General features: G+C 68.5%; 29 protein-coding genes and 1 tRNA gene. 21 read left to right on the forward strand and 9 right to left on the reverse strand.

What is annotated here, in order from left to right; all coding sequences use genetic code 11:
• Positions 1-12: 12 nt before the first annotated feature.
• From aroA to serC, 3 genes are read right to left on the reverse strand one after another with little or no spacing between them, the layout of a single operon-like run.
• Positions 13-1,326, reverse strand: a complete 1,314-nt coding sequence (gene aroA / locus AC3A4E_RS10715; RefSeq protein WP_487631458.1) for a 3-phosphoshikimate 1-carboxyvinyltransferase — start codon at positions 1,324-1,326, stop codon at positions 13-15.
• On the reverse strand, positions 1,323-2,501 hold the full coding sequence (pheA, locus tag AC3A4E_RS10720) for a prephenate dehydratase (RefSeq protein ID WP_487631459.1): 1,179 nt from the start codon (positions 2,499-2,501) through the stop codon (positions 1,323-1,325). Before pheA ends, aroA begins: the two co-directional genes overlap by 4 nt.
• The gene (gene serC / locus AC3A4E_RS10725; RefSeq protein WP_487631460.1) at positions 2,494-3,594 is read right to left on the reverse strand and encodes a phosphoserine transaminase; all 1,101 of its coding nucleotides are present in this window, start codon (positions 3,592-3,594) and stop codon (positions 2,494-2,496) included. Before serC ends, pheA begins: the two co-directional genes overlap by 8 nt.
• A gap of 132 nt (positions 3,595-3,726) precedes the next feature.
• On the opposite strand from serC, the gene msrP reads away from it, so the two are divergent.
• Positions 3,727-4,695 carry a protein-methionine-sulfoxide reductase catalytic subunit MsrP gene (gene msrP, locus AC3A4E_RS10730; protein ID WP_487631461.1) on the forward strand — a complete coding sequence of 323 codons (969 nt, stop codon included), beginning with the start codon at positions 3,727-3,729 and terminating at the stop codon, positions 4,693-4,695.
• Entirely contained in the window at positions 4,692-5,381 is a 690-nt protein-coding gene (locus AC3A4E_RS10735) for a protein-methionine-sulfoxide reductase heme-binding subunit MsrQ (RefSeq protein WP_487632056.1), read from the forward strand. Before msrP ends, AC3A4E_RS10735 begins: the two co-directional genes overlap by 4 nt.
• A gap of 96 nt (positions 5,382-5,477) precedes the next feature.
• Here the strand turns inward: AC3A4E_RS10735 and AC3A4E_RS10740 are convergent, their stop codons facing one another.
• Positions 5,478-6,281 carry an FHA domain-containing protein gene (locus AC3A4E_RS10740; protein WP_487631462.1) on the reverse strand — a complete coding sequence of 268 codons (804 nt, stop codon included), beginning with the start codon at positions 6,279-6,281 and terminating at the stop codon, positions 5,478-5,480.
• Between the two features lie 94 nt (positions 6,282-6,375).
• On the opposite strand from AC3A4E_RS10740, the gene AC3A4E_RS10745 reads away from it, so the two are divergent.
• Entirely contained in the window at positions 6,376-6,648 is a 273-nt protein-coding gene (locus AC3A4E_RS10745) for a polyhydroxyalkanoic acid system family protein (RefSeq protein WP_487631463.1), read from the forward strand.
• A gap of 1 nt (position 6,649) precedes the next feature.
• Here the strand turns inward: AC3A4E_RS10745 and AC3A4E_RS10750 are convergent, their stop codons facing one another.
• A complete protein-coding gene (locus tag AC3A4E_RS10750) occupies positions 6,650-7,369 on the reverse strand; it encodes a DUF8198 family protein (protein ID WP_487631464.1) in 720 nt (239 codons plus the stop codon).
• A 222-nt stretch (positions 7,370-7,591) separates the two neighbouring features.
• Here AC3A4E_RS10750 and AC3A4E_RS10755 point away from each other — a divergent pair, with 222 nt between their 5' ends.
• The 7 genes from AC3A4E_RS10755 to AC3A4E_RS10785 all read left to right on the forward strand — a co-directional run bounded on the left by AC3A4E_RS10755 (position 7,592) and on the right by AC3A4E_RS10785 (position 13,226).
• Positions 7,592-8,149 carry a phasin family protein gene (locus tag AC3A4E_RS10755; RefSeq protein WP_487631465.1) on the forward strand — a complete coding sequence of 186 codons (558 nt, stop codon included), beginning with the start codon at positions 7,592-7,594 and terminating at the stop codon, positions 8,147-8,149.
• A gap of 275 nt (positions 8,150-8,424) precedes the next feature.
• Positions 8,425-9,342 carry a restriction endonuclease gene (locus tag AC3A4E_RS10760; RefSeq protein ID WP_487631466.1) on the forward strand — a complete coding sequence of 306 codons (918 nt, stop codon included), beginning with the start codon at positions 8,425-8,427 and terminating at the stop codon, positions 9,340-9,342.
• Between the two features lie 198 nt (positions 9,343-9,540).
• Positions 9,541-9,615 (forward strand) — tRNA-Val (locus tag AC3A4E_RS10765).
• A gap of 213 nt (positions 9,616-9,828) precedes the next feature.
• A complete protein-coding gene (locus tag AC3A4E_RS10770) occupies positions 9,829-10,659 on the forward strand; it encodes a transglutaminase domain-containing protein (RefSeq protein ID WP_487631467.1) in 831 nt (276 codons plus the stop codon).
• 18 nt (positions 10,660-10,677) lie between these two features.
• A complete protein-coding gene (locus tag AC3A4E_RS10775) occupies positions 10,678-11,775 on the forward strand; it encodes a zinc-binding metallopeptidase family protein (RefSeq protein ID WP_487631468.1) in 1,098 nt (365 codons plus the stop codon).
• Positions 11,776-11,907: 132 nt separating this feature from the next.
• On the forward strand, positions 11,908-12,558 hold the full coding sequence (locus AC3A4E_RS10780; protein WP_487631469.1) for a TenA family protein: 651 nt from the start codon (positions 11,908-11,910) through the stop codon (positions 12,556-12,558).
• On the forward strand, positions 12,558-13,226 hold the full coding sequence (locus AC3A4E_RS10785; RefSeq protein WP_487631470.1) for a TenA family protein: 669 nt from the start codon (positions 12,558-12,560) through the stop codon (positions 13,224-13,226). The genes AC3A4E_RS10780 and AC3A4E_RS10785 overlap by 1 nt, the downstream gene beginning before the upstream one ends.
• 98 nt (positions 13,227-13,324) lie before the next feature.
• Here AC3A4E_RS10785 and AC3A4E_RS10790 read toward each other — a convergent pair whose 3' ends face one another.
• Positions 13,325-13,798, reverse strand: coding sequence for an FKBP-type peptidyl-prolyl cis-trans isomerase (locus tag AC3A4E_RS10790; protein ID WP_487631471.1), 474 nt, complete (start codon positions 13,796-13,798; stop codon positions 13,325-13,327).
• A gap of 218 nt (positions 13,799-14,016) precedes the next feature.
• Here AC3A4E_RS10790 and AC3A4E_RS10795 point away from each other — a divergent pair, with 218 nt between their 5' ends.
• From AC3A4E_RS10795 to trmY, 10 genes are all read left to right on the forward strand, one after another.
• Positions 14,017-14,505: a YaiI/YqxD family protein gene (locus tag AC3A4E_RS10795; protein WP_487631472.1), complete on the forward strand. Its 489-nt coding sequence runs from the start codon at positions 14,017-14,019 to the stop codon at positions 14,503-14,505.
• A 59-nt stretch (positions 14,506-14,564) separates the two neighbouring features.
• Complete coding sequence (gene rlmF / locus AC3A4E_RS10800; protein WP_487631473.1) at positions 14,565-15,563, forward strand: 23S rRNA (adenine(1618)-N(6))-methyltransferase RlmF; 999 nt, start codon at positions 14,565-14,567, stop codon at positions 15,561-15,563.
• 81 nt (positions 15,564-15,644) lie between these two features.
• Positions 15,645-16,016, forward strand: a complete 372-nt coding sequence (locus AC3A4E_RS10805; protein WP_487631474.1) for a hypothetical protein — start codon at positions 15,645-15,647, stop codon at positions 16,014-16,016.
• Positions 16,017-16,108: 92 nt separating this feature from the next.
• Positions 16,109-16,852: a helix-turn-helix domain-containing protein gene (locus AC3A4E_RS10810; protein ID WP_487631475.1), complete on the forward strand. Its 744-nt coding sequence runs from the start codon at positions 16,109-16,111 to the stop codon at positions 16,850-16,852.
• Between the two features lie 69 nt (positions 16,853-16,921).
• Positions 16,922-17,878 carry a DMT family transporter gene (locus AC3A4E_RS10815; protein ID WP_487631476.1) on the forward strand — a complete coding sequence of 319 codons (957 nt, stop codon included), beginning with the start codon at positions 16,922-16,924 and terminating at the stop codon, positions 17,876-17,878.
• A gap of 87 nt (positions 17,879-17,965) precedes the next feature.
• Positions 17,966-18,448, forward strand: coding sequence for a DUF4126 domain-containing protein (locus AC3A4E_RS10820; protein ID WP_487631477.1), 483 nt, complete (start codon positions 17,966-17,968; stop codon positions 18,446-18,448).
• A 171-nt stretch (positions 18,449-18,619) separates the two neighbouring features.
• Positions 18,620-19,450, forward strand: a complete 831-nt coding sequence (locus AC3A4E_RS10825) for a ParB N-terminal domain-containing protein (RefSeq protein WP_487631478.1) — start codon at positions 18,620-18,622, stop codon at positions 19,448-19,450.
• 118 nt (positions 19,451-19,568) lie between these two features.
• Positions 19,569-19,721: a hypothetical protein gene (locus AC3A4E_RS10830; protein ID WP_487631479.1), complete on the forward strand. Its 153-nt coding sequence runs from the start codon at positions 19,569-19,571 to the stop codon at positions 19,719-19,721.
• A gap of 112 nt (positions 19,722-19,833) precedes the next feature.
• Entirely contained in the window at positions 19,834-20,313 is a 480-nt protein-coding gene (locus AC3A4E_RS10835) for a VOC family protein (RefSeq protein ID WP_487632057.1), read from the forward strand.
• Positions 20,314-20,394: 81 nt separating this feature from the next.
• Positions 20,395-20,988, forward strand: coding sequence for a tRNA (pseudouridine(54)-N(1))-methyltransferase TrmY (gene trmY, locus AC3A4E_RS10840; RefSeq protein ID WP_487631480.1), 594 nt, complete (start codon positions 20,395-20,397; stop codon positions 20,986-20,988).
• Positions 20,989-21,073: 85 nt separating this feature from the next.
• Here trmY and AC3A4E_RS10845 read toward each other — a convergent pair whose 3' ends face one another.
• Together AC3A4E_RS10845 and AC3A4E_RS10850 are read right to left on the reverse strand one after the other, a co-directional pair.
• On the reverse strand, positions 21,074-21,544 hold the full coding sequence (locus AC3A4E_RS10845) for a YehS family protein (protein WP_487631481.1): 471 nt from the start codon (positions 21,542-21,544) through the stop codon (positions 21,074-21,076).
• Positions 21,545-21,694: 150 nt separating this feature from the next.
• Positions 21,695-22,183 carry a hypothetical protein gene (locus AC3A4E_RS10850; protein ID WP_487631482.1) on the reverse strand — a complete coding sequence of 163 codons (489 nt, stop codon included), beginning with the start codon at positions 22,181-22,183 and terminating at the stop codon, positions 21,695-21,697.
• Positions 22,184-22,353: 170 nt separating this feature from the next.
• Here AC3A4E_RS10850 and AC3A4E_RS10855 point away from each other — a divergent pair, with 170 nt between their 5' ends.
• On the forward strand, positions 22,354-23,076 hold the full coding sequence (locus AC3A4E_RS10855; protein WP_487631483.1) for an rRNA pseudouridine synthase: 723 nt from the start codon (positions 22,354-22,356) through the stop codon (positions 23,074-23,076).
• A gap of 39 nt (positions 23,077-23,115) precedes the next feature.
• Here AC3A4E_RS10855 and AC3A4E_RS10860 read toward each other — a convergent pair whose 3' ends face one another.
• Positions 23,116-24,138, reverse strand: a complete 1,023-nt coding sequence (locus AC3A4E_RS10860) for a S66 peptidase family protein (RefSeq protein WP_487631484.1) — start codon at positions 24,136-24,138, stop codon at positions 23,116-23,118.
• Positions 24,139-24,210: the final 72 nt, after the last annotated feature.

Consider the following 24,210-nt stretch of genomic DNA (forward strand, 5'->3'; position numbering starts at 1 on the left):
TGCTTTCGCGCGTCAGCCGTTGCGCAGTGAGAACCCTGCAGTCTCCGCCAGTTCCAGAAAGCCCGGGAACGAGGTCGCGACATTCGCGGTGTCACCGATGACGACTTCGCCGCGCGAGCGCTGACCGGCGATCGCGAACGACATCGCGATGCGATGGTCGCCATGGCTGTCGACGCGACCGCCACCGACGCCATCCGCGCGTCCTGTGATCGTCGCACCATCCGGCGCTTCTTCGATCTCGACATCGAGCGCGCGCAGGCCTGCAGCCATCGTGGCGATGCGGTCCGATTCCTTGACCCGCAGTTCGTGCGCGCCGGTCACCCGGGTCACGCCCGATGCACAGGCCGCGGCGATGAACAGCGCCGGGAACTCGTCGATCATGTCCGGCACGTGTTGCTCGGGCACATCGATGCCGTGCAGCGGTGCGGAGCGCACACGGAGGTCGGCCACCGGCTCGCCCCCCTCCTCGCCCGCATCGGATTCGACGATATCCGCGCCCATCAGGCGCAGCACATGCAGCAAACCGGTGCGACGCGGATTCATGCCGACACGGCGCAGCAGCAGATCGGAACCGGGCACGATCGACGCGGCGACGAGGAAAAACGCGGCCGACGAGAAGTCCGCCGGTACGCGCACGTCCGTCGCGCGCAGGCGATGCCCACCAACGAGACGCGCGATGCCCGGCGCGAACTCGATCGGCCAGCCGAACGCGGCGAGCATGCGCTCGGTGTAATCGCGTGTCGGACGGGTTTCATGCACAACGGTCTCGCCATCGGCATACAGCCCGGCGAGCAGCAGGCAGGATTTCACCTGCGCGCTGGCGAGTACGTTGTCGAATTCGATGCCGGTCAGCGGGGTGCCGCCGTGCACGTGCAGCGGCGGCACGCCGCCGTCGCCAGTGTCGATGCGCGCGCCCATCGTCGCCAGCGGTTCGGTGACGCGGCGCATTGGCCGCTTCGATAGCGATGCATCACCGACCAGCGTGCTGTCGAAGGCCTGGCCCGCGAGCAGGCCGGCGATCAGACGCATGCCGGTGCCGGCGTTGCTGCAATCGAGCGGACCGTCGGCCGCGCGCAGGCCGTCGATGCCGACGCCGTGCACGATGCGCGTGCCGGGGCCGGGCGTCTCGATCGTGACGCCCAGGCTACGGAAGATCGCCTCGGTCGCGCGTGCGTCTTCGCCTTCGAGAAAGCCTTCGATGCGCGACGTGCCGTCGGCCAGCGCGGCCAGCATGATCGCGCGATGCGAGACCGACTTGTCGCCCGGCACCCGCACTTCACCGCGCAGCGGCGCACCCGGCGCCGCGATCCACGACGCCTCGCTCACGGCACGGCGACCGGGTAGGAACCGAGTACGCGGACCTCGCCCGCGAACGCGTCGATTTCGCCCAGCGCGTCCTTCAACGGCGACTCGTCGACGTGGCCGTTGACCTCGATGAAGAACGCGTACTGCCACAGCGCACCGTGCGCGGGGCGCGATTCGATGCGGTTCATGCTGATGTCGCGCCGCGCCAGCGGTTCGAGGATGCGGTAGAGCGCGCCCGGCTGGTCGCGGATGAACACCATCAGCGAGGTGCGGTCGTTGCCCGAGGTCGGGAACGCGCCGCGACCGATCACCAGGAAGCGCGTGGTGTTGTCGCTGCGGTCTTCGATCGGGCCGGCGAGCACCTGCATGCCGTAAACGTGCGCCGCGTTCTCGCCGGCGATCGCTGCCGCGTCGTCGGATTTCTTCGCCCGCCGCACGGCTTCGGCATTGCTGGCCACCGCATGCTTCTCGACGCCCGGCAGGTTCTCGCGCAGCCATTGCTTGCACTGCGCCAGCGACAGGCCGTGCGAATACACGCGCTCGATGTCTTTGATGCGACCCGTGCGCGACAGCAGGTACTGGTGCACGCGCAGTTCGACTTCGCCGCAGATCTTCAGCGGCGAGGTCAGGAACATGTCGAGCGTCGACTGGATCGTGCCCTGGCCCGAGTTCTCGACCGGCACCACGCCGAAATCGGCATTGCCTGCAGCGACCTCGTCGAACACTTCCTCGATGCTCGCCAGCGGCAGGCCCTTGGCCGAATGGCCGAACTGCTTGTGCACGGCCTGCTGGGAGAACGTGCCTTCCGGACCGAGGTATCCGATCTTCAGCGGTTCCTGCTGCGCGAGGCACGCCGACATGATCTCGCGGAACAGGCGCACCAGTTCGGTATCCGACAACGGGCCGTCGTTGCGGTCGACGACACGGCGCAGCACCTGCGCTTCGCGCTCGGGCCGGTAATAGTCGACGGCTGCAGCGAGCTTGCCCTTGGCCTTGCCGACCTGGCGCGCGAACTGCGCGCGCTCGGCGATCAGCGTCTGGATCTGGTGGTCGATGCCGTCGATCTGTGCGCGCACCGCATCGAGATCGGGCCTGGCGACGCCTGCGGTGGCAGCGGCCTTCACCGCGTCGACCTTCGCAGCCGCCGGCTTCTTCGCCTGCGCGGCCACCGGGGCCTTCTTCTTCGAATCAGCCATGGGTCTTCTGGAAATCCTGCATGTAGGCAACGAGGCTGCGGACGCCGTCGACCGGCATCGCGTTGTAGATGGACGCGCGCATGCCGCCGAGTACGCGGTGGCCCTTGAGGCCGATCAGGCCGGCCTCGCGCGCGCCGTCGAGGAAGGCGGCATTGCGCGCTTCGTCGGCGAGGAAGAACGGCACGTTCATGCGCGAGCGCACGGCGGCGTCGATGTCGTTGCGATAGAAGCCGCCCGAGCCATCGATCGCGCCGTAGAGCAGCGCCGCCTTCTCGTCGCTGCGGCGGTTGAATTCCACGGTGCCGCCTTCGTCGAGCATCCAGCGGAATACGAGACCGGCCACGTACCAGTTCCAGGTCGGCGGCGTGTTGAGCATCGAGTCGTTGGCGAGCTGCGAGCTGTAATTGAAGATGTCGGCGCGCGGCTGACCGGCACGCTCGAGCAATTCGCGGCGCACGATGACGACCGAGATGCCGACCGGTCCCAAGTTCTTCTGCGCGCCGGCGTAGATCACGCCGTAGCGCGAGATGTCGATCGGCTCGGACGCGATGCTGGAACTGAAATCGGCGAACAGCGGCACGCTGCCGGTGTCGGGCGCGGGCTCGCCCCAGGCCGGCCGGTACTCGACGCCGTGGATCGTCTCGTTCGCGGTGATGTGCACATAGGCCGCGCCCGGCGTCAGCCGCCAAGAGTCGCGCGCGGGAATCGTGCGGTAACCGTCGGCTTCGCCGCTGGCGGCAATGTTTACCGAGACCGCTGGCGTGAGCTGCTTGAGCGCGGTCTTGCCCCAGTGGCCGGTGACGATGTAATCGACTGTGTCGCCCTGGTTCGCGAAGTTCAGCGGCAGCAGCGCCTGCGCCGTCGTCGCGCCGCCCGGCAGGAACAGCACGGCGTAGTCATCGGGCACACCGAGCAGCGTGCGAAGATCGGCTTCGGCGCGCGTGGCGACCTCCATGAACTCCGGTCCACGGTGGCTCATCTCGACGATCGACGCGCCGGCATCGCCCCACTCCAGCATGTCCGCCTGCGCCTGTTTCAGCACGCTTTCAGGCAGGGCCGCCGGTCCCGGGGCAAAGTTGTACGCACGCGCCATTGAACACTCCACGGAACGGATTTCGGGGCCGGCAAGTATGCCGCAGCGCAACAGTTTGACGTGCATCCGATGGTTGCGCTGGCAACGTATGTCACTGGTCCACAACAGGCGCGCCGCGCCGAGGAGTCCCACATGTCATTGCGCGATGCGTTGCGGATCCGGGAGTCCGAAGTCACCGACGAAACCGTCTATCGCGACCGGCGACGCCTGCTGGCACTGATGGCCGCCGCGCCTGCGCTCACCCTCGCCGGCTGCGCCGAAGCCGAGCCGCCGCCAGCGTCGACCACACGGGTCACGCCCGCGCAGGCACGCAGCGGTTTCCGCACCGACGAGCCGCTGACGCGCATCGAGGACATCACCAGCTACAACAACTTCTACGAGTTCGGCACAGGCAAGGGCGATCCGTCGAGCGCGGCGAAGACGTTGCGCACGTCGCCGTGGACGGTCGAGGTCGGCGGCGAGTGCGCCAAGCCCGGACGCGTGTCGTTCGAGGACCTGCTGCGCGGCGTCGCCAGCGAGGAACGCATCTACCGGCTGCGCTGCGTCGAGGGCTGGTCGATGGTGATCCCGTGGAGCGGCGTGCCGCTGGCCTCGGTGCTGCGCAAGTTCGAGCCCAACGCCAACGCGAAGTACGTCGCGTTCACCACGCTCGCCGATCGCGAGCAGATGCCCGGCCTGCGTTTCCGCTCGATCAATTGGCCCTACCGCGAAGGTCTGCGCATCGACGAGGCCATGAACCCGCTCGCCTTCCTCGCCACCGGTCTCTACGGCAAGGCGCTGCCGCAGCAGAACGGCGCGCCGCTGCGACTGGTCGTGCCGTGGAAGTACGGCTTCAAGAGCATCAAGTCGATCGTCGGCATCCGCTTCGTCGAGCGTATGCCCAGCACCGCGTGGAACGATCTGCAGCCGTCGGAATACGGCTTCTTCAGCAACGTCAATCCGGCGGTCGACCATCCGCGCTGGAGCCAGAAGACCGAGCGGCGTATCGCCGGCAGCGGCAACCGCCTGCTTGCAAACCGCATCGACACGCGGCCGTTCAACGGCTATGCCGACCAGGTGGCATCGCTCTACTCGGGCATGGATCTGCGCAAGTGGTACTGAAGGCCGCACCGGCGGTTCGCCCGGTCCGACCGGCGACGCCGCCCGCGATCATCGCCGCCAAGACGCTGGTCCATCTGCTGTGCCTGGCGCCGCTGGCGTGGCTGGGCTGGCGCGTGTGGCAGGTATTGGGCGGCGCGAATGTCGACGTACTCGGCGCCGAGCCCGTGGTCGCGATCGAACACGAGCTCGGCATCGGCGCGCTGCGTCTGCTGCTGATCACGCTGGCGATCACGCCCCTGCGCCAGATCACCGGCTGGACGGCGGCGCTTCGCTTCCGGCGCATGCTCGGCCTGTATGCGTTCGTCTACGCCAGCCTGCACTTCGGCGTGTGGCTGGCGCTGGATCTGGTCGGCGACCTGTCGCAGGTCGCGACCGAGATCGCGAAGCGACCGTTCATCACCGTGGGCTTTCTCGCGTGGTTGCTGCTGGTGCCACTCGCGGTCACTTCGACCAAGGGCTGGATGCGGCGCCTGGGTCGCAAGTGGGGTCAGCTGCACAAGGCGATCTACCCGATCGCCGCGCTTGCCGTGCTGCATTTCTGGTGGATCGTGAAATCGGACTGGCGTGAGCCGGCGCTGTACGCGGGCATTCTCGCGCTGTTGCTGGGCTGGCGGGTGTGGAAGGCGGTGCAGAAGAGGCGCTTGGCTAGCGCTGCCGGCGCCCGCGTCGCAACGCCCAGACGATGACACCGACCAGGAAGACCGGCACCGCCAGTACGCCGAGAATGATCATCCAGTGCCAGATGCTGAAACTTCCCATACCGGTTCTCCGTGTCCCTGGAATCAGGCCGCGCCGAACAGCAGCAGCGCGCTGAGCAACCCTGCCAGCACCACCGCCGCCAGCAACAGCCACGGCAACGGCAGCCCACCACCCCGCCTGTCAGGCATGTCGTCGAGCAGCGGGTGCGTATCGGGTGCGGTGTCGTAGCCGGGCACAGGCCGGGCGCGCGCAGGGGCTTCGACCACGAAGCGGTGATGGGCGTCGAACACGATCTGGTCACCGGCCTCCAGCAGGCCGTCACGCACCGGCTCGCCGTTCACCAGACTGCCGTCAGCCGAACCGAGATCGGTCAGACGGACCACGCCCCCCACACGCTCCAGCCGCGCATGGCGATCGGCGAAGCCGGGCTCGTCGATGCGGATGTCGGCGTCGCCGTGACGCCCCACCAGCCGTGGCTGGTCCAGGGTGAAACTGCGCCCGTGATAACGACCGCCGACACCGCGCAGCACGATGCGGGGATCGGCCTCATCCTGGGACGCCGCGTGGGCATCATCGGGCGGCATGCGTCCGGCCAGCGGTGTCGCCGACACCAGCCGCAACTCCTGACCGTCGACGAAGATCGCATCTCCCGAACGCAGCATCGCCATGCGCCGCACCTGACGGCCGTTGACGTGCACGCCCTGGACGCCGTCGGTGACCGTAAGCCAGACACCGCGTCGGTCGACGCAGAAGCGCACGCTCGGTTCGCTGCCTTCCGACACCGGGGCCAGCGTGCCTGCGGCCGCACGCCCGATGCCGTGCACGCCGATGTCCAGCGGCAACTCGGGTTCGTCGGGTGTGGAGAAACGCAGTTTGAGCGCAGTCATGCGCCGGGAATCTAGCACGCGGCCATCGCCGTCGGTCGCGTCATCACCTGGCGGCGGGCACAATGCGCGTCCACCACATTACGCGGAGCCCTGCATGTCCGGCATCGACATCACCCACGCCCATTCGCTGCCGACCGATCAGGCGCGCTCTGCCGTCGAATCGGTGGCCAAGACGCTGTCGGAGCGTTTCGACATGCAGTACGACTGGCAGGGCGACACGCTGAAGTTCAACCGCTCCGGCGTTGACGGCGCGATCGCACTGCTGCCCGACAGCCTGCATGTGACTGCCAAGCTCGGTTTCCTGCTGTCCGCGATGCGGGGCCCGATCGAAGCGGAGATTCGCCGCGTGCTGGCCGAGAAGTTCTGATTCAACGCCCCAGTGCGTAAGGCGTGGGGTGACCGGCGAACAGGCGTCGCGACACCTCCAGTTCGTCGCGCTCGATCTCGGCGACGAACGCCTCGGCGTCGGGCAGTGCCGCAAACGCGGCATGCCCGCGCTCCAGAAACCCCTGCAGCTGGGTCAGGCCCGCCAGCCGCGCCGGCCCCCGCGAGAACGCCATCAATGCCGCCACACCGCGCATCTTCAGCGCGGCGGCAAAACCGCGACCGACACGGGCGACCAGGCGGACCTGGCGACGTCTCAGGCCGGCCCGGCCGACCCTCTCATACGCCCGGGCGTACAACGCGTCATCCAGTCTGCGGCGCCGCGGCGCCAGTGCCTGCAGCGCCTCCACCATGCGCAGGTCAAGCGCCTGGCTCAACGCCACCAGTTCGATCGCGTCCGACACGGTCTCCAGCAACGCCGCAGGCAGCAGCCGGCGCATGGTCGGCATGACGCGGACGATATCGGCATCCCGACGACTGAAGTCACGGTCACCGTAGACGTCGTCCAGAAAGAAGCCGGCCGCGGGCGCTCGCCCGGGGTCGTCGAGAAACCGCATGAAACTGCTGCGCAACCGCGCAGACTGCCAGCGCCGCAACTCGGCCAGCCAGTGCGAGCCGATGCGTGGATCGGCGTCCGGGTCGTGCAATGCCTGGTGCCAGCGGAGTCGTCGCGCAAGGCGCGCCGGGAGGTCGGATGACGTCATCCGGGCATCTTCGACGCAGGGACGCCCCCGGAGCAATATCCAGGGTGACGCGCTGCGAACCGGGCACGACGCAGACCGCATGATGGTGTTGTCACACGCAGTCGGCACCCGGGTGGGCACCATCGGACATCGAGCGCCGACTGCGTCCGACCCGTACCGGATGCAACGGCCGACCCCCGCAGTGACGCACGCCCCGACCCCGACACCCGCCAGGAGCCTCCCATGAGCACGACCAGGAAGACCACGAAGACAGCGTCCCGGACCACGTCGCGTCGCAAGCCTGCGCCGGATGGCAAGTCCACCGCGGACGCGTCGCAGAAATCGATCGGCGATTCCGCGCAGCAGGTCTGGCTTGCGGGTGTCGGCGCATTCGGACGCGCGCAGGCCGAAGGCACCCGCATGTTCGAGACGCTGGTCAAGGAAGGCCTTGGCCTGGAGAAGACCGCACGCGAATTCGCGACCACGCGGGCTGACGGCGTCCGCAGCGCAGTGGAAAGCAGTGTCGACCAGACACGCGAACGCGCGTCCGACACGTGGGAACGTCTCGAGCAGGCCTTCGACAGCCGTCTGCAGCGCGCGCTCGTGAAACTCGGCGTGCCGGGCCGCGACGACGTGCAGGCACTCAAGGCGCGGATCGACGTCCTCGAAAAGCAGAAGGCCGGGACACCCGGGGCGACGGCCGCGAAGAAGACCGCGCCCGCGCGCAAGACTGCCGCGAAGACTGCGTCGACGCCGGCACGCAAGCGGGCCACGAAGAAGAAGACCGCCACCAAGAGCTGAGCGTCGGCCTCCGGGCACAGGCATGCCGGCAGGCGTGCCGGTGCAGGCGATGCCGTCGTCACTATTCCACCGCAGGGCCTGCGCCCGGCGCGTCGCGACACCGGCGAGGTATCGGGTCTACTCGCTTTTCGAACGACGCCATCGTTCAACACGAAAGTGCGCGTCTGCACATGCAGTCGCATAGGGCGAACTGATCCACAGAACCGTGTGTCCAGCCGGGTCCGGCCGGCACCCTCGGGTATCCTGCCGGCCCTGCAGACGGATGGAACACCGGCATGACCACGCAATGGGTCGCCGCGATCGGAGTGGCGGCTGCCATCGGGTTCGCGGCGTCGTTCTACTTCTTCACCTTCCAGCGCAACCGTGACGAGACGGCGGCTGGAATCGTGGCGTTGTCGGCCGTGTCCTGGCGCGGTTTCATCGGCATGGTCCTGGAAGCCCTGCGCCTGCGCGGGTACACGCGCGTGGTGGACCACGCGGAGGCCTCCGGCGATCGCGACTACGTGCTCGAACGCGAAGGCGGCCGCTGGCTGCTGTCGTGCAAGCACGGCGCCACCTATGTGCTCGGCCGCAATGCCGTGCAGGCGCTGTCGAGCGAGATCCTGCTCAAGGGGGCCGCCGGCGGCCTGCTGGTCACGCCGGGGCGGATCGATGCCAAGGGCCGCGCTGCGGCAGGCAACCAGCGGATCGAGCTGCTCGACGGCCCGGCCCTGTGGCCGGAACTGCGCGAGCTGCTGCCCGCTGGCGAACTCGAGGCGATCCGCGCCAGGACCGGCACACTGGCACGACACCGCACCGCGCTCGCCTGGCTGTTCGCGCTGCTGGCCGGCGTTGCGGTGTTCCTCTCGGCGCCCGGATCCGTGCCCGCGACGTCGTCGGTATCGCAGGACGCACCCGCCCCGGTGGTGCCTGCCGCACCCGTGCGCATCGAGGCACCGCCGCACGCGCCCGTCGAACAGCAACGCAGCGACCTGGTCCGCGCAGTCAACACCCTGCCCGGCGTCGACCGCGCGTTGTGGTCGACCGGCTCGACGCTGCAGGTCAGGCTCGCCGCAGCCGACACGCCGGCCAGCGTCGACGCGATCTGCGCACTGGTGCTGCGCCATCCCGACCTGACGTCTTCGCGGCTGCAGCTCACGCCGCCGCCCGGCAGCGACCAGCAGACCCGTTTCCTGCAGTGCAGGAGCTTCTGACGCATCGTCCGTGCGCGAACACGCGCCCGCCGGCACGGCGCCGGAACGGCCCGGGCACGCACGGCATGCGGGTGACGCAATCACCGCTTGTCGGGAAACGGAATCGCCCGTAGAATTCGCGTCCCGATCGCGCCGCCCTTCACGGGCCCAGCGCTGCGGAGACGGCCCAGGCTCCACGCCCGCCCCTCCGAACGATCCGGGCGGTTAGCTCAGCGGTAGAGCATTGCCTTCACACGGCAAGGGTCACAGGTTCAATCCCTGTACCGCCCACCAGACACCAAGCGTGTGCGAGAAAGCCGGCCCGAGCGCCGGCTTTTTCGTACGCGTTCGATCGACCCACTCCGCACTGCCCTGTGCCGTCCTCCATCGACGGTCATCTCCGTGTGTTCCGCTTCGTGGCAGTGCGCTGGTTGAACCGGCGCCCTCCACGTCCGCTGCACGACCCCGCGCCTAACGTGGCGCACCTCCAAGGAAGATCCCCCCGCAATGCGTGTCCAGGCCGGCTGCGAACTCTCGATCGAAACCGATACCGCCAGCCCGGTCATCGCCATGCTGCGCCCGCGCGACGGCGTCGCGAACTGGCGCATCAACGATCGCTCGGGGTTCGAGCGCAGTCACGGTTTCGACGAGCACGTCGACAGCTTCGGCAACCGCTGCCAGCGTTTCGTGGTGCCGAAGGGGCTGACCCGCGTGCGGATCGACACCACCGTCGAGACCACGCCGGACATCCAGGTCGCACCCCACGCACCTGCGGTCGATCCCGGCGCGTTGCCGGCCGAGACCCTGCAGTTCCTGCTGCCCAGCCGCTATTGCCCGTCCGACCGCAGCGCGATGTGGGAACAGGCGCGCAGCGTGGTCGGCGATGCCGCGCCGGGTTACGCCCAGGCCGAGGCGATCCGTCGCTGGATCGCCGCGCATCTCGAATACCGCTATGGCGTCAGCAATGCGAGCACCGATGCACAGGACACCCTGGCGCACGGCGCCGGTGTCTGCCGTGACTTCGCCCATGTCGGCATCACCCTGTGCCGCGCGCTCGACATTCCGGCGCGCATGGTCGTGGGCTGGTTGCACGACCTCAAGCCGATGGACATGCACGCCTGGTTCGAGGCCTATCTCGGCGGCGCCTGGTACACCTTCGACGCCACCCAGTCCGCCCCGCGCGGCGGTCGCGTGGTGATCGCGCATGGCCGCGATGCCGCCGACGTGGCCTTCCTGACCAGTTACCGTCCGCTGCGGACCCTGTCGCTGCGTGTGTGGGCCGATCTGGAACCGGCGGCGGACCGCGCTTTCGACGACGGTCTCGGCCACGCGGCCTGATCCCGGAGCGGCCCTGCCATGCAACTGTTCAAGTGCTCGCACTGCGATCAGGTGCTGTATTTCGAGAACACCGCCTGCCTGCGCTGCGGCAAGACGCTCGGCTTCCTGCCGCAGACGTTGACACTCGAGGCGCTGGACCTCGACGCGGGCGAATGGATCACGCCTGCCCGGCCCGGGGCCCGTTTCCGCTTCTGCCGCAACGCCACCCACTCGGCCTGCAACTGGCTGCTGCCGGCCAGCGATCCGAGCCACTACTGCCTCGCCTGCCGGCACAACCGCACCATCCCCAACCTGGGTGATTCGGAGCGGCTGTCGGACTGGCAGAAGATCGAGACTGCCAAGCGCCGGCTGTTCTACACCCTGCTGCGGCTGCAGCTGCCGACGCCCGCGCCAGGCAGTGGCGATCCGCGACCGCTGTCGTTCGACTTCCTGGCCGATCCGGTCACCGGGCCCAAGGTCATGACCGGCCACGACAACGGCCACATCACCATCGCGCTGGCCGAAGCCGACGACGCAGCACGCGAGGCGACACGCATCGCGATGGGGGAGTTGTATCGCACCCTGCTCGGGCATTTCCGCCACGAGATCGGCCACTACTACTGGGACCGGCTGGTACGTGATGCCGGCGAAGACGAACTCGCACGCTGCCGCGCGCTGTTCGGCGACGACCGCCGCAGCTACAGCGACGCCCTGCAGCTCTACTACGACCATGGCGCGCCCAACGACTGGCAGTCCGCGCACGTCAGCCCCTACGCGACGATGCATCCCTGGGAAGACTGGGCCGAAACCTGGGCGCACTACCTGCATATCGTCGACACGCTTGAGATGGCGTCGGCGTTCGGCATCCGCATCGCGCCGGATGTCGCCGACGATCCGTCGATGGAGACCGACCTGTCGTTCGACCCGCATCGTGTCGCCGACATCCAGCGACTCGTCGACGCCTGGTTGCCGCTGACCTGGGCGATCAACAGCCTCAACCGCACGATGGGCCACCCGGATATCTATCCGTTCGTGATCGCGCCGCCGGTGGTCGAGAAGATGGCCTACATCCATGGACTGATCCGGCGCGCACGCCGCTCGGCTGCCGCGCGACCGGCCCCGTCCGTCACGCCCTGATCGACACCGCGCGCCGCGCCGGCTTGGACGCAGGCGCGACGCTGCACCACAATCCCGGGTCGCCAGCGACCTGCGGCATGCCGCAACGCCCGCCGTTTCCCGCGTCCGTCGCGCCCTGCCCCCGGAGTTGTCATGACCCTGCGTTTCAGCGAATCCCTGCGCCAGTCCTGCGAAGCCACCTGGACCCGCGCCGTCGACCACCGTTTCGTGCGCGAACTGGGCGAAGGCAGCATCGCCGACGATGTCTTGGCCGCCTACCTGGTCCAGGACCACCGCTTCCTCGACAGCTTCCTGGTGCTGCTGGGCGCGGCGATCGCCAGCAGTGACCGTTTCGAGTCGCGACTGGTGCTCGGCCGCTTCACCGGCATGGTCTGCGGCGAGGAAAACACCTATTTCCTGCGTGCGTTCGACGCACTGGGCGTGGATGCGGACACGCGGACGCGCACGCCCGATACCGCACCGACCGCCGGTTTCAAGGCGATCATGCGCGAGGCTGCCGCCACCCGTTCGTATGCCGCGGCGCTCGCCGTGCTCAACGTCGCCGAAGGCCTGTATCTCGACTGGGCGCAGCGCGTGCCGCGCCCGCTGCCGACGAACTTCGTCCACACCGAGTGGGTCACGCTGCACGACAACCCGATGTTCGTGGACTTCGTCGCGTTCCTGCAGGCCGAGCTCGACCGCGTCGGGCCGGACGATGCCGCGCGCGCGCAGGATTTCTTCCAGCGCGCGGTCGATCTCGAACTCGCGTTCTTCGATGCCGCCTATGCGGAACGCACCGCCTGATGTCGCTGTTCGAACGACTCAAGGCTGCCGCGCCCAACGAGTGGGAAAGCTATGTCGATCACGCGTTCGTGCGCGGCATGGGCGACGGCACGCTGCCCGAAGCCGCGTTCCGCACGTATCTGGTGCAGGACTACCTGTTCCTGATCCAGTTCGCGCGCGCGAATGCGCTGGCCGCCTACAAGAGCCGCACGCTGGCCGACCTGCGCGCCGCGAAGGACGGGCTGTCGGCGATCGTCGATGTCGAACTCGATCTGCACGTGCGCCTGTGCGAGCGCTGGGGTCTGTCGCCGGCCGACATCGAGGCCGCGCCGGAGCATCAGGCCACGGTTGCCTACACCCGTTTCGTGCTCGATTGCGGCATGTCGGGTGACCTGCTCGATCTGCACGTCGCACTCGCGCCCTGCGTGCTCGGCTACGCGGAAATCGGGCGTGCACTGGCGCCGTCCGGCGTCGACGCGCTCGACGGACATCCGTATCGCGAATGGATCGGCGAGTACGCCGGCGATGCCTACCAGGCGGTCGCGGCGAATGCTTCGCGCCATCTCGACGATCTCGGCGCGCGCTACCTCGGTCCGGGCCGCTTCGACGAACTCGCCGCGCTGTTCGGCAAGGCTTCGCGGCTGGAAGCCGATTTCTGGCAGATGGGGCTGGACGCGGCCGGACGCTGATCGCGTCGTCGCGCGATCGGACGCCGTCCGGTCAAGCCTGTTTCTCTTAAGTGCATGGACCGTCCCGACGGCACACGCCGCCGGGACGGATCACGTGATCAGGCAGCCTGCTGGGCGACCTGGCCGACCTGCTTCTCTTCTTCGGTGGCGTCGCGCACATCGACCACTTCGATCGCGAAGTGCAGGGTCTTGCCGGCGAGCGGGTGGTTGCCGTCGATCTTGACTTCGGTGTCGCCCACCTCGACCACGGTGACCAGCATCGGACCGGCGCCGCCCTGGGCCTGGAATTGCATGCCCGGCTCGATCGTGTCGATGCCCTGGAACGCCTGGCGCGGCACGGCCTGCACGAGGCTGTCGTTGCGCAGGCCGTAGCCCTCTTCCGGCGTCACGTCGACCTTCAGCGTATCGCCGGCCTTCTGGCCTTCGAGTGCCTTCTCCAGGCCCGGCACAATGTTGCCGCCACCGTGGAAGTAAGGCAGCGGATTGCCTTCGGCCGACTTGTCGATGACGTTGCCGTCGTCGTCGGTGAGGGTGTAGTGGAACGAAGCGACGCGCGCAGCGGCGATCTCCATGGACAAACTCCTTGGATGGCAGTGGAACGGAGGGAATGCTGCGAAAGGCACCGGTAGAACCCACAGTGCAGCAGCGATGGAACGCGGATCACGATACCGGCCGGCGTCGCATGACGCAAACCTGCGACGGCCCGTGTTCGACGTCCGTACACTTCACTGGCACGCGCGCCGCGGCGCGAATTTCCGTGTATCCGCCCCTCTTGAATTACCAGAACACCATGCAGTCAGACGTCCCGGACACCGACAGGCCACCGCAGATCTGGGTCGATGCCGATGCCTGTCCGGTGGTGATCCGCGACATCCTCTTCCGCGCCGCCGAACGGGCGCAGGTCCACGTCACCTTCGTCGCCAACCAGTGGTTGCGCACGCCGGGGTCGCGCTACCTCCGCGCGTTGCAGGTCTCCGGTGGCTACGACGTCGCCGACGACGCGATCGCCGAGCGTGCGCGCCCGGGCGATCTCGTGGTCACCCAGGACATCCCGCTGGCTGCGCGCGTGATCGAACGTGGCGCCGATGCGATCGATCCACGCGGGCAACGCTTCACGCCCGACAACATCGCCGAACGCCTGTCGATGCGGAACTTCATGGACGAACTGCGCGGTGCCGGCGTGCAGACCGGCGGCCCCGCGGCCCTGCATGCGCGCGACCGGCAGACGTTCGCGAGCCGGCTGGACCAGTGGATCGCCGGGCGCAGCGCGCGACGGTGATGCACATCGATGCGCACGCCTCTCTACTGCACCGCTGCCATGCGGTCCACAATAGCGGCATGTCACGTCCCAAGTCCCCCACAGAACCGCAGCTGATGCATCCGCGCAACCGCCACCAGGGTCGGTACGACCTCAAGCGGCTCTCCCGGGTCACACCTGCACTGCAGCCTTTTCTCGTGCGCACGCCTGCCGGCGACACCAGCGTGGATTTCTCCAATCCCCGCGCGGTGCGCTTTCTCAACCAGGCGCTGCTCAAGGCCGATTACGGCATTGCGCACTGGGATATTCCCGAGTCGTACCTGTGCCCACCGGTGCCCGGCCGCGCGGACTATGTCCACGGTCTAGCCGACCTGCTCGCAGGCGACCGTCACGGCGACGTGCCGCGTGGCGCCGACGTGCGTCTGTTCGACCTGGGCACCGGTGCGAACGTGATCTACCCGCTGCTCGGACACACCGAGTACGGCTGGCACTTCGTCGGTTCGGACATCGACGAGACGGCGTTGCGCATTGCCGATTCGATCGTGAGCGCCAATGCGCTCGGCGGCGCGATCGAGCTGCGCACACAGACGCTGCGCGGCCATCTGCTCCACGGCGTCCTGCGCCCGGGGGACCGGTACGCCGCCACGCTGTGCAACCCGCCGTTCCATGCGTCGGCGGCCGAAGCCAACCGCAGCGGCCGCGACAAACGCCGCAATCTGGCGGCGCGTTCGGATGGTCCGCCGCGCGCGTCGCGCAAGCTGCCGCTGAACTTCAGTGGCCGCGACGGCGAGCTCTGGTGCCAGGGTGGCGAAGCGCGTTTCGTGCGCAAGATGATCCGCGAGAGCGTGGATTTCGGATCGCAGGTGCTGTGGTTCACCAGCCTGATCTCGAAGTCGGCACATCTGCCGGGGCTGCGCGCCGAGCTGCGCAAGGCCGGTGCGGTGGACGTCCGCGAGGTGGCGATGGCGCAGGGCAACAAGCAGAGCCGGTTCCTGGCCTGGAGCTTCCAGGGCGCCGATGCCCGCCGTGACTGGTGGCTGTACCCGGCAGATCCGACGCCGGGTCACGGCAAGCCCTGACCCGCACGCCGGGCGAGTGCCGGCGCGGGCCGCGACAGGCGCTGCCTACGCTGGTGCTCCCGTTGCCGGAGCACCGTATCGATGGCCAGTCGCAGCGCCCGCACCACCCTCGTCCTCATGCTTACCGTCATGGCGACGGCCACGCCGGCCGCACAGGCACAGACCGGTGAGCAGGGCCTGTTGTGGCGGTCCGGCGACCCTTTCGTGTTTTGCCGCCACGGCATGCAGCACAGCCCGAAAGCCTGGTACACGATTTCCGACTACGCCACGTCGATTCCCCGTCCGACGCCGGGCTACTGCCCCTGGCCGACCACGTATTGCCAGTATCAGCGTGGCTGGACGATGGACGAGATCTTCGCGTACCTCACCTATCTGCGCATCTGCCCGCAGGCCGAACGTTCCGGACGCTGGGAAGGCCCGGGGGACGGGACACAGGCCCCGTTCTCGCACTGATCCGACCTGCGGGCAGACGCAGCGGGCGACGGACCGGGCGCCGCGCTAGCATGTCGCCGCGGCATCGGCCGCCAGCTCCCCGCGCCAGCGCCATGCCCCTGTCCCCCATCCCGATCGCCATCCGCAGCTACGGCGCCGACAGCACCGTCGACCGTCACGCGTTCGCACAGATCGTGCTGCCGCTCTCGGGTGAGCTGGCGATGGACATCGCAGGACGCGGCTCGCGGCTCGACCGACATGTCGCCGCGTTCGTCGAAGCCGGTGCCCGCCACGACCAGATCAGCGGTGTCGCAAACCGCTCGCTGATCCTCGACCTGCCCGCCGGCGCACTGGGCGACGATGCCACCGCGCGTCTGGCGCGCCAGGCCTATCTCGCGATGTCGCCCGAGGCGGTGAGCCTCGTCGACTATATGGGCCTGCAGGCGACACGCGGCCGGGTGCCCGACCATCGCACACGCTTGTGGGTGCCGTTGCTGGTGGAGGCACTGCTCGGTGACGACGCACGTCCGGTCTCGCGGCTCGCGCGCCTGCTGTCGATCGTCGAGGCGCAGCCCGGCCGCGACTGGACGGTGTCGGAGATGGCCCGGCAGATCGATGTCAGTGCAAGTCGCCTCCACGCACGGTTCCAGCAGGAACTGGGGCAGACACCGCGTGCCTGGCTGGCCGACGTGCGCATCGCGCGTGCGCGGCACCTGCTTGCCCAGACCACACTGCCGATCGCCGAGATCGCCGGTGTCTGCGGCTACGGCGACCAGAGCGCGTTGACCCGGGCGATGCGGCGCGCCACCGGATGCACGCCGGCACTGTGGCGCCGACAGGCGCGAGACACGGCCTAGAACACGCGAGTCGCGGCCAAGACCGCGTGTGCCGCACGCCGTACGCTGCCCGGCACCATGGAGCGCAGCATGTCGGGCACATCCCACAACACGATCGTCGGAATCGCCTGCGGCATCGGTGCCGGCGCCTTATGGGGGCTCGTGTTCCTCGCCCCGGAACTGGTCCGCGAGTTCGCACCGCTGCAGCTGACCATCGGCCGTTATCTGTTCTACGGGTTGTTCTCGGCCGTGCTGATCGCGCCGCTGTGGCGCGGCCTGCGCCGGCAGCTGTCGCGTCGGGACTGGGGCGCGCTGGTCTGGCTCGCGCTGAGCGGGAATCTTCTCTACTACGTCCTGCTGTCGAGTGCGGTGCAGCTCGGCGGCATCGCGATGACGTCGCTGGTCATCGGCTTCCTGCCGGTCGCGGTGACGATCATCGGCAGTCGCGATCACGGCACGGTGCCCCTGCGCAGGCTCGCTCCGTCGCTGGTGCTGTGCACAGCCGGCGCGGTCTGCATCGGCTGGCAGGCGCTGTCCAGCCCTGCCGATGGCGACGTCGGCCGGCAACTGCTCGGCCTGCTGTGCGGCATCGGCGCGCTGGTGTCGTGGACCTGTTTCGCCGTCACCAACAGCCGCTGGCTGGTCCGGCTGCCGCAGGTGTCGGTGCATGCCTGGAACCTGCTGACCGGCATCGTGACGTGCGCGCTGACCCTGCTGCTGGTACCTCTGGCCGTGCTGCTCCATCCCCAGTCCCACGCGCCATCGGCGTGGCTGCTGCTGCTCGGTGTCTGCGCCGGCGTCGCCCTGTTCGCCTCGATGCTCGGCAACGCGCTGTGGAACCGCATGAGCCGTCTGCTGCCGCTGACACTGGTCGGCCAGATGATTCTGTTCGAGACCCTGTTCGCACTCGTCTACGGCTTCGCCTGGGAACGGCGCCTGCCGACCCTGCTGGAGACCATCGCCTTCGCGCTGGTGGTGGCGAGCGTCGCCAGTTGCCTGGCCGCGCATCGCAACCGCCCCGGTCCGATCGCGACCGGCAGCGCCTGAGCCATCCGTCACGACACCGGATTCACTGCCGCGCTGGCATTGATCAGGTTCGCTCCGCATCCGCGGACTCCCGATGGACGCGCAACGATGGCACTGATCCACTCGATTCTCATGGGCGCCGTGGCCGGCATGCGCGCGATGACGCCGCTGGCCACGGTCGCCAATGCCGCCTGCAACGGCACCCTGCCCCGCGGCAATGGCTCCCCGCTGCTGCTGTCCAACCGTCTGGCCTCGACCGGTGCCAAGCTGCTGGCCGCCGGGGAACTGGCCGGCGACAAGATGGACGACGCGCCCGACCGCATCGTGGTGGCCGGCATGCTGGCGCGCATCGTTACCGGCGCGGTGGCCGGCATGGCGCTGGCACCGCGTGAACAGCGTCCGCTGGCAGCGGTCCTCGGCGCCGGTGCCGCGGTCGGCATGGCCTACGTGACCTTCAATCTGCGCATGCGCGCGATCCGACGGTTCGGGCAGAAGACGACCGGCGCGGTGGAAGATGCGATCACGATCGGCAGCGCCACGCTGATTGCCCGCAGCGCGGCGCCGCGACGCCGGTCCCTGCTGCGCCGCTGATCCACGCGAGGCGCATCGCAGCACGCCTCAACGGCGACGCGAGTGCCGGCGACCGATCGCCGGCTGCCGCGTCCGCGTCGGGGACTGCACACGGGACTCCGCGCCGCGCAAGTCTCAACATCCGCGAACCGCCACCCCTACAATGCGCGCCCCCCGCAGTGGCTGCCGCGCATGAACATCGTCGTCCTCGAAGAACTCAAGGCCTACATCGATCCGCTGACCGCGGACGAGCACGAAGCACTCGAACGCAGTCTGCTGGCCGAGGGCTGTCGCGACGCGCTGGTGCTGTGGGGCGACGTGCTGGTCGACGGGCACAACCGTTACGGCATCTGCCAGGCGCACGGCATCGCGTTCAACACCGTCCAGAACACGCGTTTCCAGTCGATGGAAGACGTGCACCTGTGGATGATCGAACAGCATCTGGGCCGACGCAGCGTGTCGGACTACCAGCGCGGTGTGCTGGCGCTGCGCAAGCGCGACATCATCGCCGCACGCCAGCAGGCGCAGCGCATGGCGGCGCTGCAGGACCCGCCTGCCGCAGCGGCGGAAGCACCGGTCGACGACACAGGCGATCGCCCGCCGTGGGACGAGGCGCCGTCGTCGGTCAGCCGCGCCGACCTGGCACGCGAGGCCAAGCTCAGCAGCAACCAGGTCGCGATGATCGAGCGCATCCATGCCCAGGCGACGCCCGAGCTGGTCGAAGCCCTGAAGTCCGGTGCGATCTCGATGAGTGCGGCCGCGGCCGTGGCCAGCCTGCCCGAGGACGAACAGCGCAACGCCGCGCAGGCCGGCAAGGCCGAGCTCAAGCAGGCCGCCAAGCGCGCGCGTGATGCGAAGAAGCGGCCCAGGTCCGGCGAGGAGGGCGAGCCGGCCGACGGCGCGGACGCGCGTCCGGATGCCAAGGCACTGCAGAAGCGGATCGACGTGCTGGAGCGCGAGAACGCGGATCTCCGGGGCCAGATCGAGACGCTGCAGACCCAGATCGTCCGCCTGCGCGGTTGATGGGCACCGGGGCATCAGCACGCGCCGACCCCGGCCCGACCTGCAGCCTGAACGGGGAAACTGGCTGCGCCGGGGCTGCGGATGCCACAATGCGCCGTTGATTTCAGAGGAGTTTTCCGTGGCAAAACCCAACTACTCGTTCGAAAAGCGTCAGCGCGAACTCGCCAAGAAGAAAAAGCAGGACGAGAAGGACGCGAAGAAGCGCGCCGAGCGTGAGGCTGCGAAGGGCACGTCGAGCCCGCAGGCGGAGTCCGACGCCGCGTCGGAGTGACCGTGACCCGCGGCCTGTTTCCGGGCCGCGGTCTCCCGGATGTGCGACACGTCGCGCACGCCCGCTTCACCCGGGCAGTGGCTTGCTGGAAACCCCGGGTGGAAGCACGGCCATGATCCCCAAAAACACCCTCTGTCTCTGGTTCGACGGCACTGCCCTCGATGCCGCGACGTTCTATGCGCGCACCTTCCCCGACAGTGCAGTTCTGGCGGTCCATGCCGCGCCGGCAGATTTTCCGGCGGGTCGCGAAGGCGATCCCCTCACCGTCGAATTCACGGTGTGCGGCATCCCCTGCATCGGGCTCAATGGCGGCCCGCATTTTCCGCAGACCCAGGCGTTCTCGTTCCAGATCGCCACCGACGACCAGGCCGAGACCGACCGTCTGTGGAACGCCATCGTCGACAATGGCGGTAAGGAAAGCGACTGCGGCTGGTGTTCCGACCGCTGGGGCGTGCACTGGCAGATCACCCCGCGCGTGCTCACCGCAGCCTTTACTGGCAGCGATCGCGCGGCGGCCAGGCGTGCATTCGAAGCCATGATGACCATGGGCAAGATCGACGTGGCCGCCATCGAGGCCGCCGTGCGCGGATAGTCCGCCTGCGCATCGACCGCATACCGGCGCACGGGGGACAATACAGACCGTCTTCCGCGTATCGCGAGCACTGCCAGTCCCATGCGAACCTTCGTCCTCCGCGCGCGCGCAGCGCCCACCGACAGCCAGGCGCTGCTGGCCGGTGTCGGCCAGGCCGCCCATACCGAGATCCTCGCGCACACGCTGATGAACGCGATGTTCGTCGCGCAGTCGCACCGGTCGGATGTGGTGGTCTACCTCGTGCTCGAGAGCACGCAGGACTACTCGCGCACGATCCGCTTCGAGATCGACGCCATGCACGACATCGGCGGCTTCGACGAGCGCGCGCTGCTGGCCCGGATCGCCCGGGCGCTGGACGCCTCACGCGGCATGGGCAAGGACGAGACGCGCGTCGTCGAATCAGGCGTCGAAGTCCGCACGACCAGCTTCGAGCGGCTGGTGCAGGCGCTGGCGGACGACCACCAGCTGTTCCTGATGGATCGCAAGGGCACGCCGATCCGGGACCAGGTGTTCGCGGACAATCCCTGCTTCCTGCTGACCGACCACATCCCGATGCCGAAGAAGACGGTGCCCGGCCTGGAGCGCATGGGCGCGAAGAAGATCGCGCTCGGTCCGAAGATGCTGTTCGCATCGCAGTGCGTGGTGCTGATCCATTACGAGCTGGACCAGGGCTGAGCCCGCACACCCGGACCGGTTGCCGCGCATACGCGGCGATCGCGGGAATCCGGCTTCCCGCGTGCCCGGTGTCTGCGGCAGGTCGTCAGTCGCCGCGAACGCGCAGCGTCAGTCCCTTGAGGAAGTTGCGCAGCAGCTGGTCGCCGCAGGGGCGGAAATTGCGGTGCCCGGCCTGGCGGAACAGCGCCGACATCTCCGGCTTGGAGATCGGGAAGCCCGCGTCGGCGAAGATCTGGTGCATGTCGACGTCGGTCAGTTCGAACGCGACCCGCAGCTTCTTCAGCACGACGTTGTTGCTGATGCGCGACTCGACCGGACGCGCCGCCTGACGCTCGTCACGGCCACGGCGGTGCACGATCAGGCCGTCGAGCACATGCGCCAGCACGCTGTCGCTGCAGGGCACATGGCCGGGCTCGTCTTCCTTCAGCAGCAGCGGACGCACCTCGTCCTTGTCGAGAGGAAAGTCGGGATCCACCAGCCTGGCGAGATCGACGACCTTCTGGTCGCTCAGGTCGAGCATGTAACGGATGCTGCGCAGGACGTCGTTGGTGATCATCGATCCAACAGGGCGGTTCGGAAGAGGCGCAATTCTACCGCCACCCGTCGGTACGCCCCTCGAACGCGCTGCACGCGCGCGTGATCGTCCACACAGACGTCCAGAACGTAGCGGCTGCCGCATGTACGGCAACCGTCGTCACGCAGGCATTCAAGGCACGCGATCGAACCGGAACGTGCGCATCACTGCCTTGCCGTCGGCGCCGAAATGCACCGCCGTCTCGATCAGCTGGCCGCCCTCCGGCGTGACCGCATAGACCCGCGTCGAGGCCGGCACGCCCTGCTTCACCAACGCCATCGTCAGCACGTCGCCGGTGGGCCGCTTCACCGCGATCGCGTCGGCTTCCAGCGTGTCGCCCTCGATCGGCACCGTGCTGCCATCGAGCGGCACGATCGCCGTGGAAATCCGCGCTGCGCCGTCGGCCGGCACGATCTCGACCCGTACCGTCAACGCGCCCGCTGCGGCCTCGTTGAACGCCACCGTCACCCGCTGCGGCCGCGCCTCGGGCGGCATCGGCAACTGCGTCACGTCGACCGACCACAGGCCCAGCAGTCGCGCACCGTCGTCTGCCCGCGCCGCTGCGGACATTGCGAGCGCGATCACCGCGGCCATCCACACACCCGCCATCGTCTGTCGCATCGCCTGGCACTCCGCTCTGCAAAGGTTCGGGAACCACGCGAACCAGGCTTGGGCCTGCCCGCCTTCGCCGCATCATCCACGCAATCGCCACGCGCAGGGCGCTGCGTGCGGCAAACACGCCGACCGGCCCCGCTCGCTACACTGCCCGCCCCGATTCCCGGCTGCACCCGATGTCCGCCCCCGTCCGACTGGCCAAACGCGTCTCCGAACTCGCCCGCTGCTCGCGCAGCGAAGCCGAGCAGTACATCGAGGGCGGCTGGGTGTCGGTCGACGGTCGCGTCGTCGACATGCCGCAGCACATGGTGACCGACGAGGCCGTCGAACTCGACGCGGCCGCGCGGCTCGCCGTCGCCGAGCCGGCGACGATCCTGTTCCACAAGCCGGCCGGACTCGATGCGTTCGCCACGTCCGATGCCGCGCTGGCGTATGTCGACGCCGGCACACGCTGGAACGAGGACCCCACCGAAGTACGCCTGCTGCAGCGGCACTTCCACCGGCTGACGCCGCTGGCGCCACTGGAAGCCGATGCCAGTGGTCTGATGGTGCTGAGCCAGGACGGCCGCGTGTGGCGGCGCCTGACCGAGGACCTCGACGGCATCGAGCAGGAATTCGTCGTCGAGGTGTCCGGCGAGATGCCGTTCTACGGCATGCAGCGGCTCAAGCACGGTCTGCAGTACGACGGCCACACGCTGCCGCCGTGCAAGGTCAGCTGGCAGAACGAAGTGCGCCTGCGGTTCGCGATCAAGGGCGTGCGGCCCGGGCAGCTGCGCGACATGTGTGCGCAGGTCGGGCTGGGCGTCGTCTGGATCCGTCGCCTGCGCATCGGCCGCGTGTCACTGTCGAAGATGCCGGTCGGCGCGTGGCGTTACCTGCCGGTCGAAGACCGCTTCTGACACGACCGACGGCGCGCACGCGCGCACCATTCGCAGGACTCAGGTGTCGGCGAACACCGGCGAGAGCAGCCGGAAGCTGCCGGCATCGGCATCCAGTTCCACCTCGCCACCTACGGGCACGATGAACTGCTCGCGGATGTGCCCGATCATCGCGCCGCGATAGGCGGGAATGCCGAGCGGCAGGATGTGGTCGTCGAAGATCTGGTCCAGCGACAGCGAGCCGTAGCCGTCGCCGGGCGTGCACTCGCTGCAGTCGCCGAAGATGAAGCCGGCAATGCGGTCCAGCGCGCCCATCAGCTTGAGCGTGCTGAACATCCGGTCGATCCGGTATGGCGCTTCGCCCACGTCCTCCAGAAACAGGATGGCGCCGTTGAAATCCGGCAGGTACGGCGAGCCCGCCAGCGCCGTGAGCACGGTGAGGTTGCCGCCGATCAACCGGCCCCGCACGCGTCCGCCGCGCAGCGTGGTCGTGCGGTTCGTGCGCGGCACCAGCTCGTCGGCGTCCGCGTCGATGACGTTTTCGTAGCGCATCTGTTCGCGCTTGAAAAACACCCGCTCGAACTGGTCGACGTTGAAGCGGTTCCAGCTCGCCGCCGCGATCGGCCCGTGGAAGGTCACCAGGCCCGTCCTGGCCTGGATGGCGCAGTGCAGCGCGGTGATGTCCGAGTACCCCAGCAACACCTTGGGATGGGTGCGGATGCGCGCGTAATCGAGCAGCGGCAGCAGGCGCGCCGCGCCCGATCCGCCGCGCACGCAGACGATGGCGTTGATCTGCGGATCGCCGAACATCGCATTGAGATCGCCGGCACGTTCGGCGTCGGTACCGGCCAGGTGTCCATGGCGCGCGTCGTAGTGCGCACCGGTCCTGACCTGGAAGCCCAGCGCCTCCATCGCTTCGCGGGCCAGTTGCAGGTTCAGCCGCGCATCGCTGGCCGACGACGGACTCACCAGCCCGACCGTGTCGCCGCGCGCAAGCGGAGGTGGCAGCAACGGCGCCGGTGGTGACGGAATCGCGGCGGACGCAGTGCCCACGCCCGCCAGCGGCAGCGCCAACCCGGCCAATGCCGCACTTCCCAGAAAACCTCGTCTGTCCACAACCGCTCCGCCGTACGAAAAAGAGGCCGGTCGATCCTA

This window comes from Luteimonas sp. Soil_N_1, assembly GCF_057656255.1.

Bases quoted from the DNA above. Each gene is read 5' to 3' on its own strand.
- pheA (WP_487631459.1), bottom strand. From the start codon at position 2,501: ATGGCTGATTCGAAGAAGAAGGCCCCGGTGGCCGCGCAGGCGAAGAAG.
- serC (WP_487631460.1), bottom strand. From the start codon at position 3,594: ATGGCGCGTGCGTACAACTTTGCCCCGGGACCGGCGGCCCTGCCTGAA.
- msrP (WP_487631461.1), top strand. From the start codon at position 3,727: ATGTCATTGCGCGATGCGTTGCGGATCCGGGAGTCCGAAGTCACCGAC.
- AC3A4E_RS10740 (WP_487631462.1), bottom strand. From the start codon at position 6,281: ATGACTGCGCTCAAACTGCGTTTCTCCACACCCGACGAACCCGAGTTG.
- AC3A4E_RS10745 (WP_487631463.1), top strand. From the start codon at position 6,376: ATGTCCGGCATCGACATCACCCACGCCCATTCGCTGCCGACCGATCAG.
- AC3A4E_RS10750 (WP_487631464.1), bottom strand. From the start codon at position 7,369: ATGACGTCATCCGACCTCCCGGCGCGCCTTGCGCGACGACTCCGCTGG.
- AC3A4E_RS10755 (WP_487631465.1), top strand. From the start codon at position 7,592: ATGAGCACGACCAGGAAGACCACGAAGACAGCGTCCCGGACCACGTCG.
- AC3A4E_RS10760 (WP_487631466.1), top strand. From the start codon at position 8,425: ATGACCACGCAATGGGTCGCCGCGATCGGAGTGGCGGCTGCCATCGGG.
- AC3A4E_RS10770 (WP_487631467.1), top strand. From the start codon at position 9,829: ATGCGTGTCCAGGCCGGCTGCGAACTCTCGATCGAAACCGATACCGCC.
- AC3A4E_RS10775 (WP_487631468.1), top strand. From the start codon at position 10,678: ATGCAACTGTTCAAGTGCTCGCACTGCGATCAGGTGCTGTATTTCGAG.
- AC3A4E_RS10780 (WP_487631469.1), top strand. From the start codon at position 11,908: ATGACCCTGCGTTTCAGCGAATCCCTGCGCCAGTCCTGCGAAGCCACC.
- AC3A4E_RS10785 (WP_487631470.1), top strand. From the start codon at position 12,558: ATGTCGCTGTTCGAACGACTCAAGGCTGCCGCGCCCAACGAGTGGGAA.
- AC3A4E_RS10790 (WP_487631471.1), bottom strand. From the start codon at position 13,798: ATGGAGATCGCCGCTGCGCGCGTCGCTTCGTTCCACTACACCCTCACC.
- AC3A4E_RS10795 (WP_487631472.1), top strand. From the start codon at position 14,017: ATGCAGTCAGACGTCCCGGACACCGACAGGCCACCGCAGATCTGGGTC.
- rlmF (WP_487631473.1), top strand. From the start codon at position 14,565: ATGTCACGTCCCAAGTCCCCCACAGAACCGCAGCTGATGCATCCGCGC.
- AC3A4E_RS10805 (WP_487631474.1), top strand. From the start codon at position 15,645: ATGGCCAGTCGCAGCGCCCGCACCACCCTCGTCCTCATGCTTACCGTC.
- AC3A4E_RS10810 (WP_487631475.1), top strand. From the start codon at position 16,109: ATGCCCCTGTCCCCCATCCCGATCGCCATCCGCAGCTACGGCGCCGAC.
- AC3A4E_RS10815 (WP_487631476.1), top strand. From the start codon at position 16,922: ATGTCGGGCACATCCCACAACACGATCGTCGGAATCGCCTGCGGCATC.
- AC3A4E_RS10820 (WP_487631477.1), top strand. From the start codon at position 17,966: ATGGCACTGATCCACTCGATTCTCATGGGCGCCGTGGCCGGCATGCGC.
- AC3A4E_RS10825 (WP_487631478.1), top strand. From the start codon at position 18,620: ATGAACATCGTCGTCCTCGAAGAACTCAAGGCCTACATCGATCCGCTG.
- AC3A4E_RS10835 (WP_487632057.1), top strand. From the start codon at position 19,834: ATGATCCCCAAAAACACCCTCTGTCTCTGGTTCGACGGCACTGCCCTC.
- trmY (WP_487631480.1), top strand. From the start codon at position 20,395: ATGCGAACCTTCGTCCTCCGCGCGCGCGCAGCGCCCACCGACAGCCAG.
- AC3A4E_RS10845 (WP_487631481.1), bottom strand. From the start codon at position 21,544: ATGATCACCAACGACGTCCTGCGCAGCATCCGTTACATGCTCGACCTG.
- AC3A4E_RS10850 (WP_487631482.1), bottom strand. From the start codon at position 22,183: ATGCGACAGACGATGGCGGGTGTGTGGATGGCCGCGGTGATCGCGCTC.
- AC3A4E_RS10855 (WP_487631483.1), top strand. From the start codon at position 22,354: ATGTCCGCCCCCGTCCGACTGGCCAAACGCGTCTCCGAACTCGCCCGC.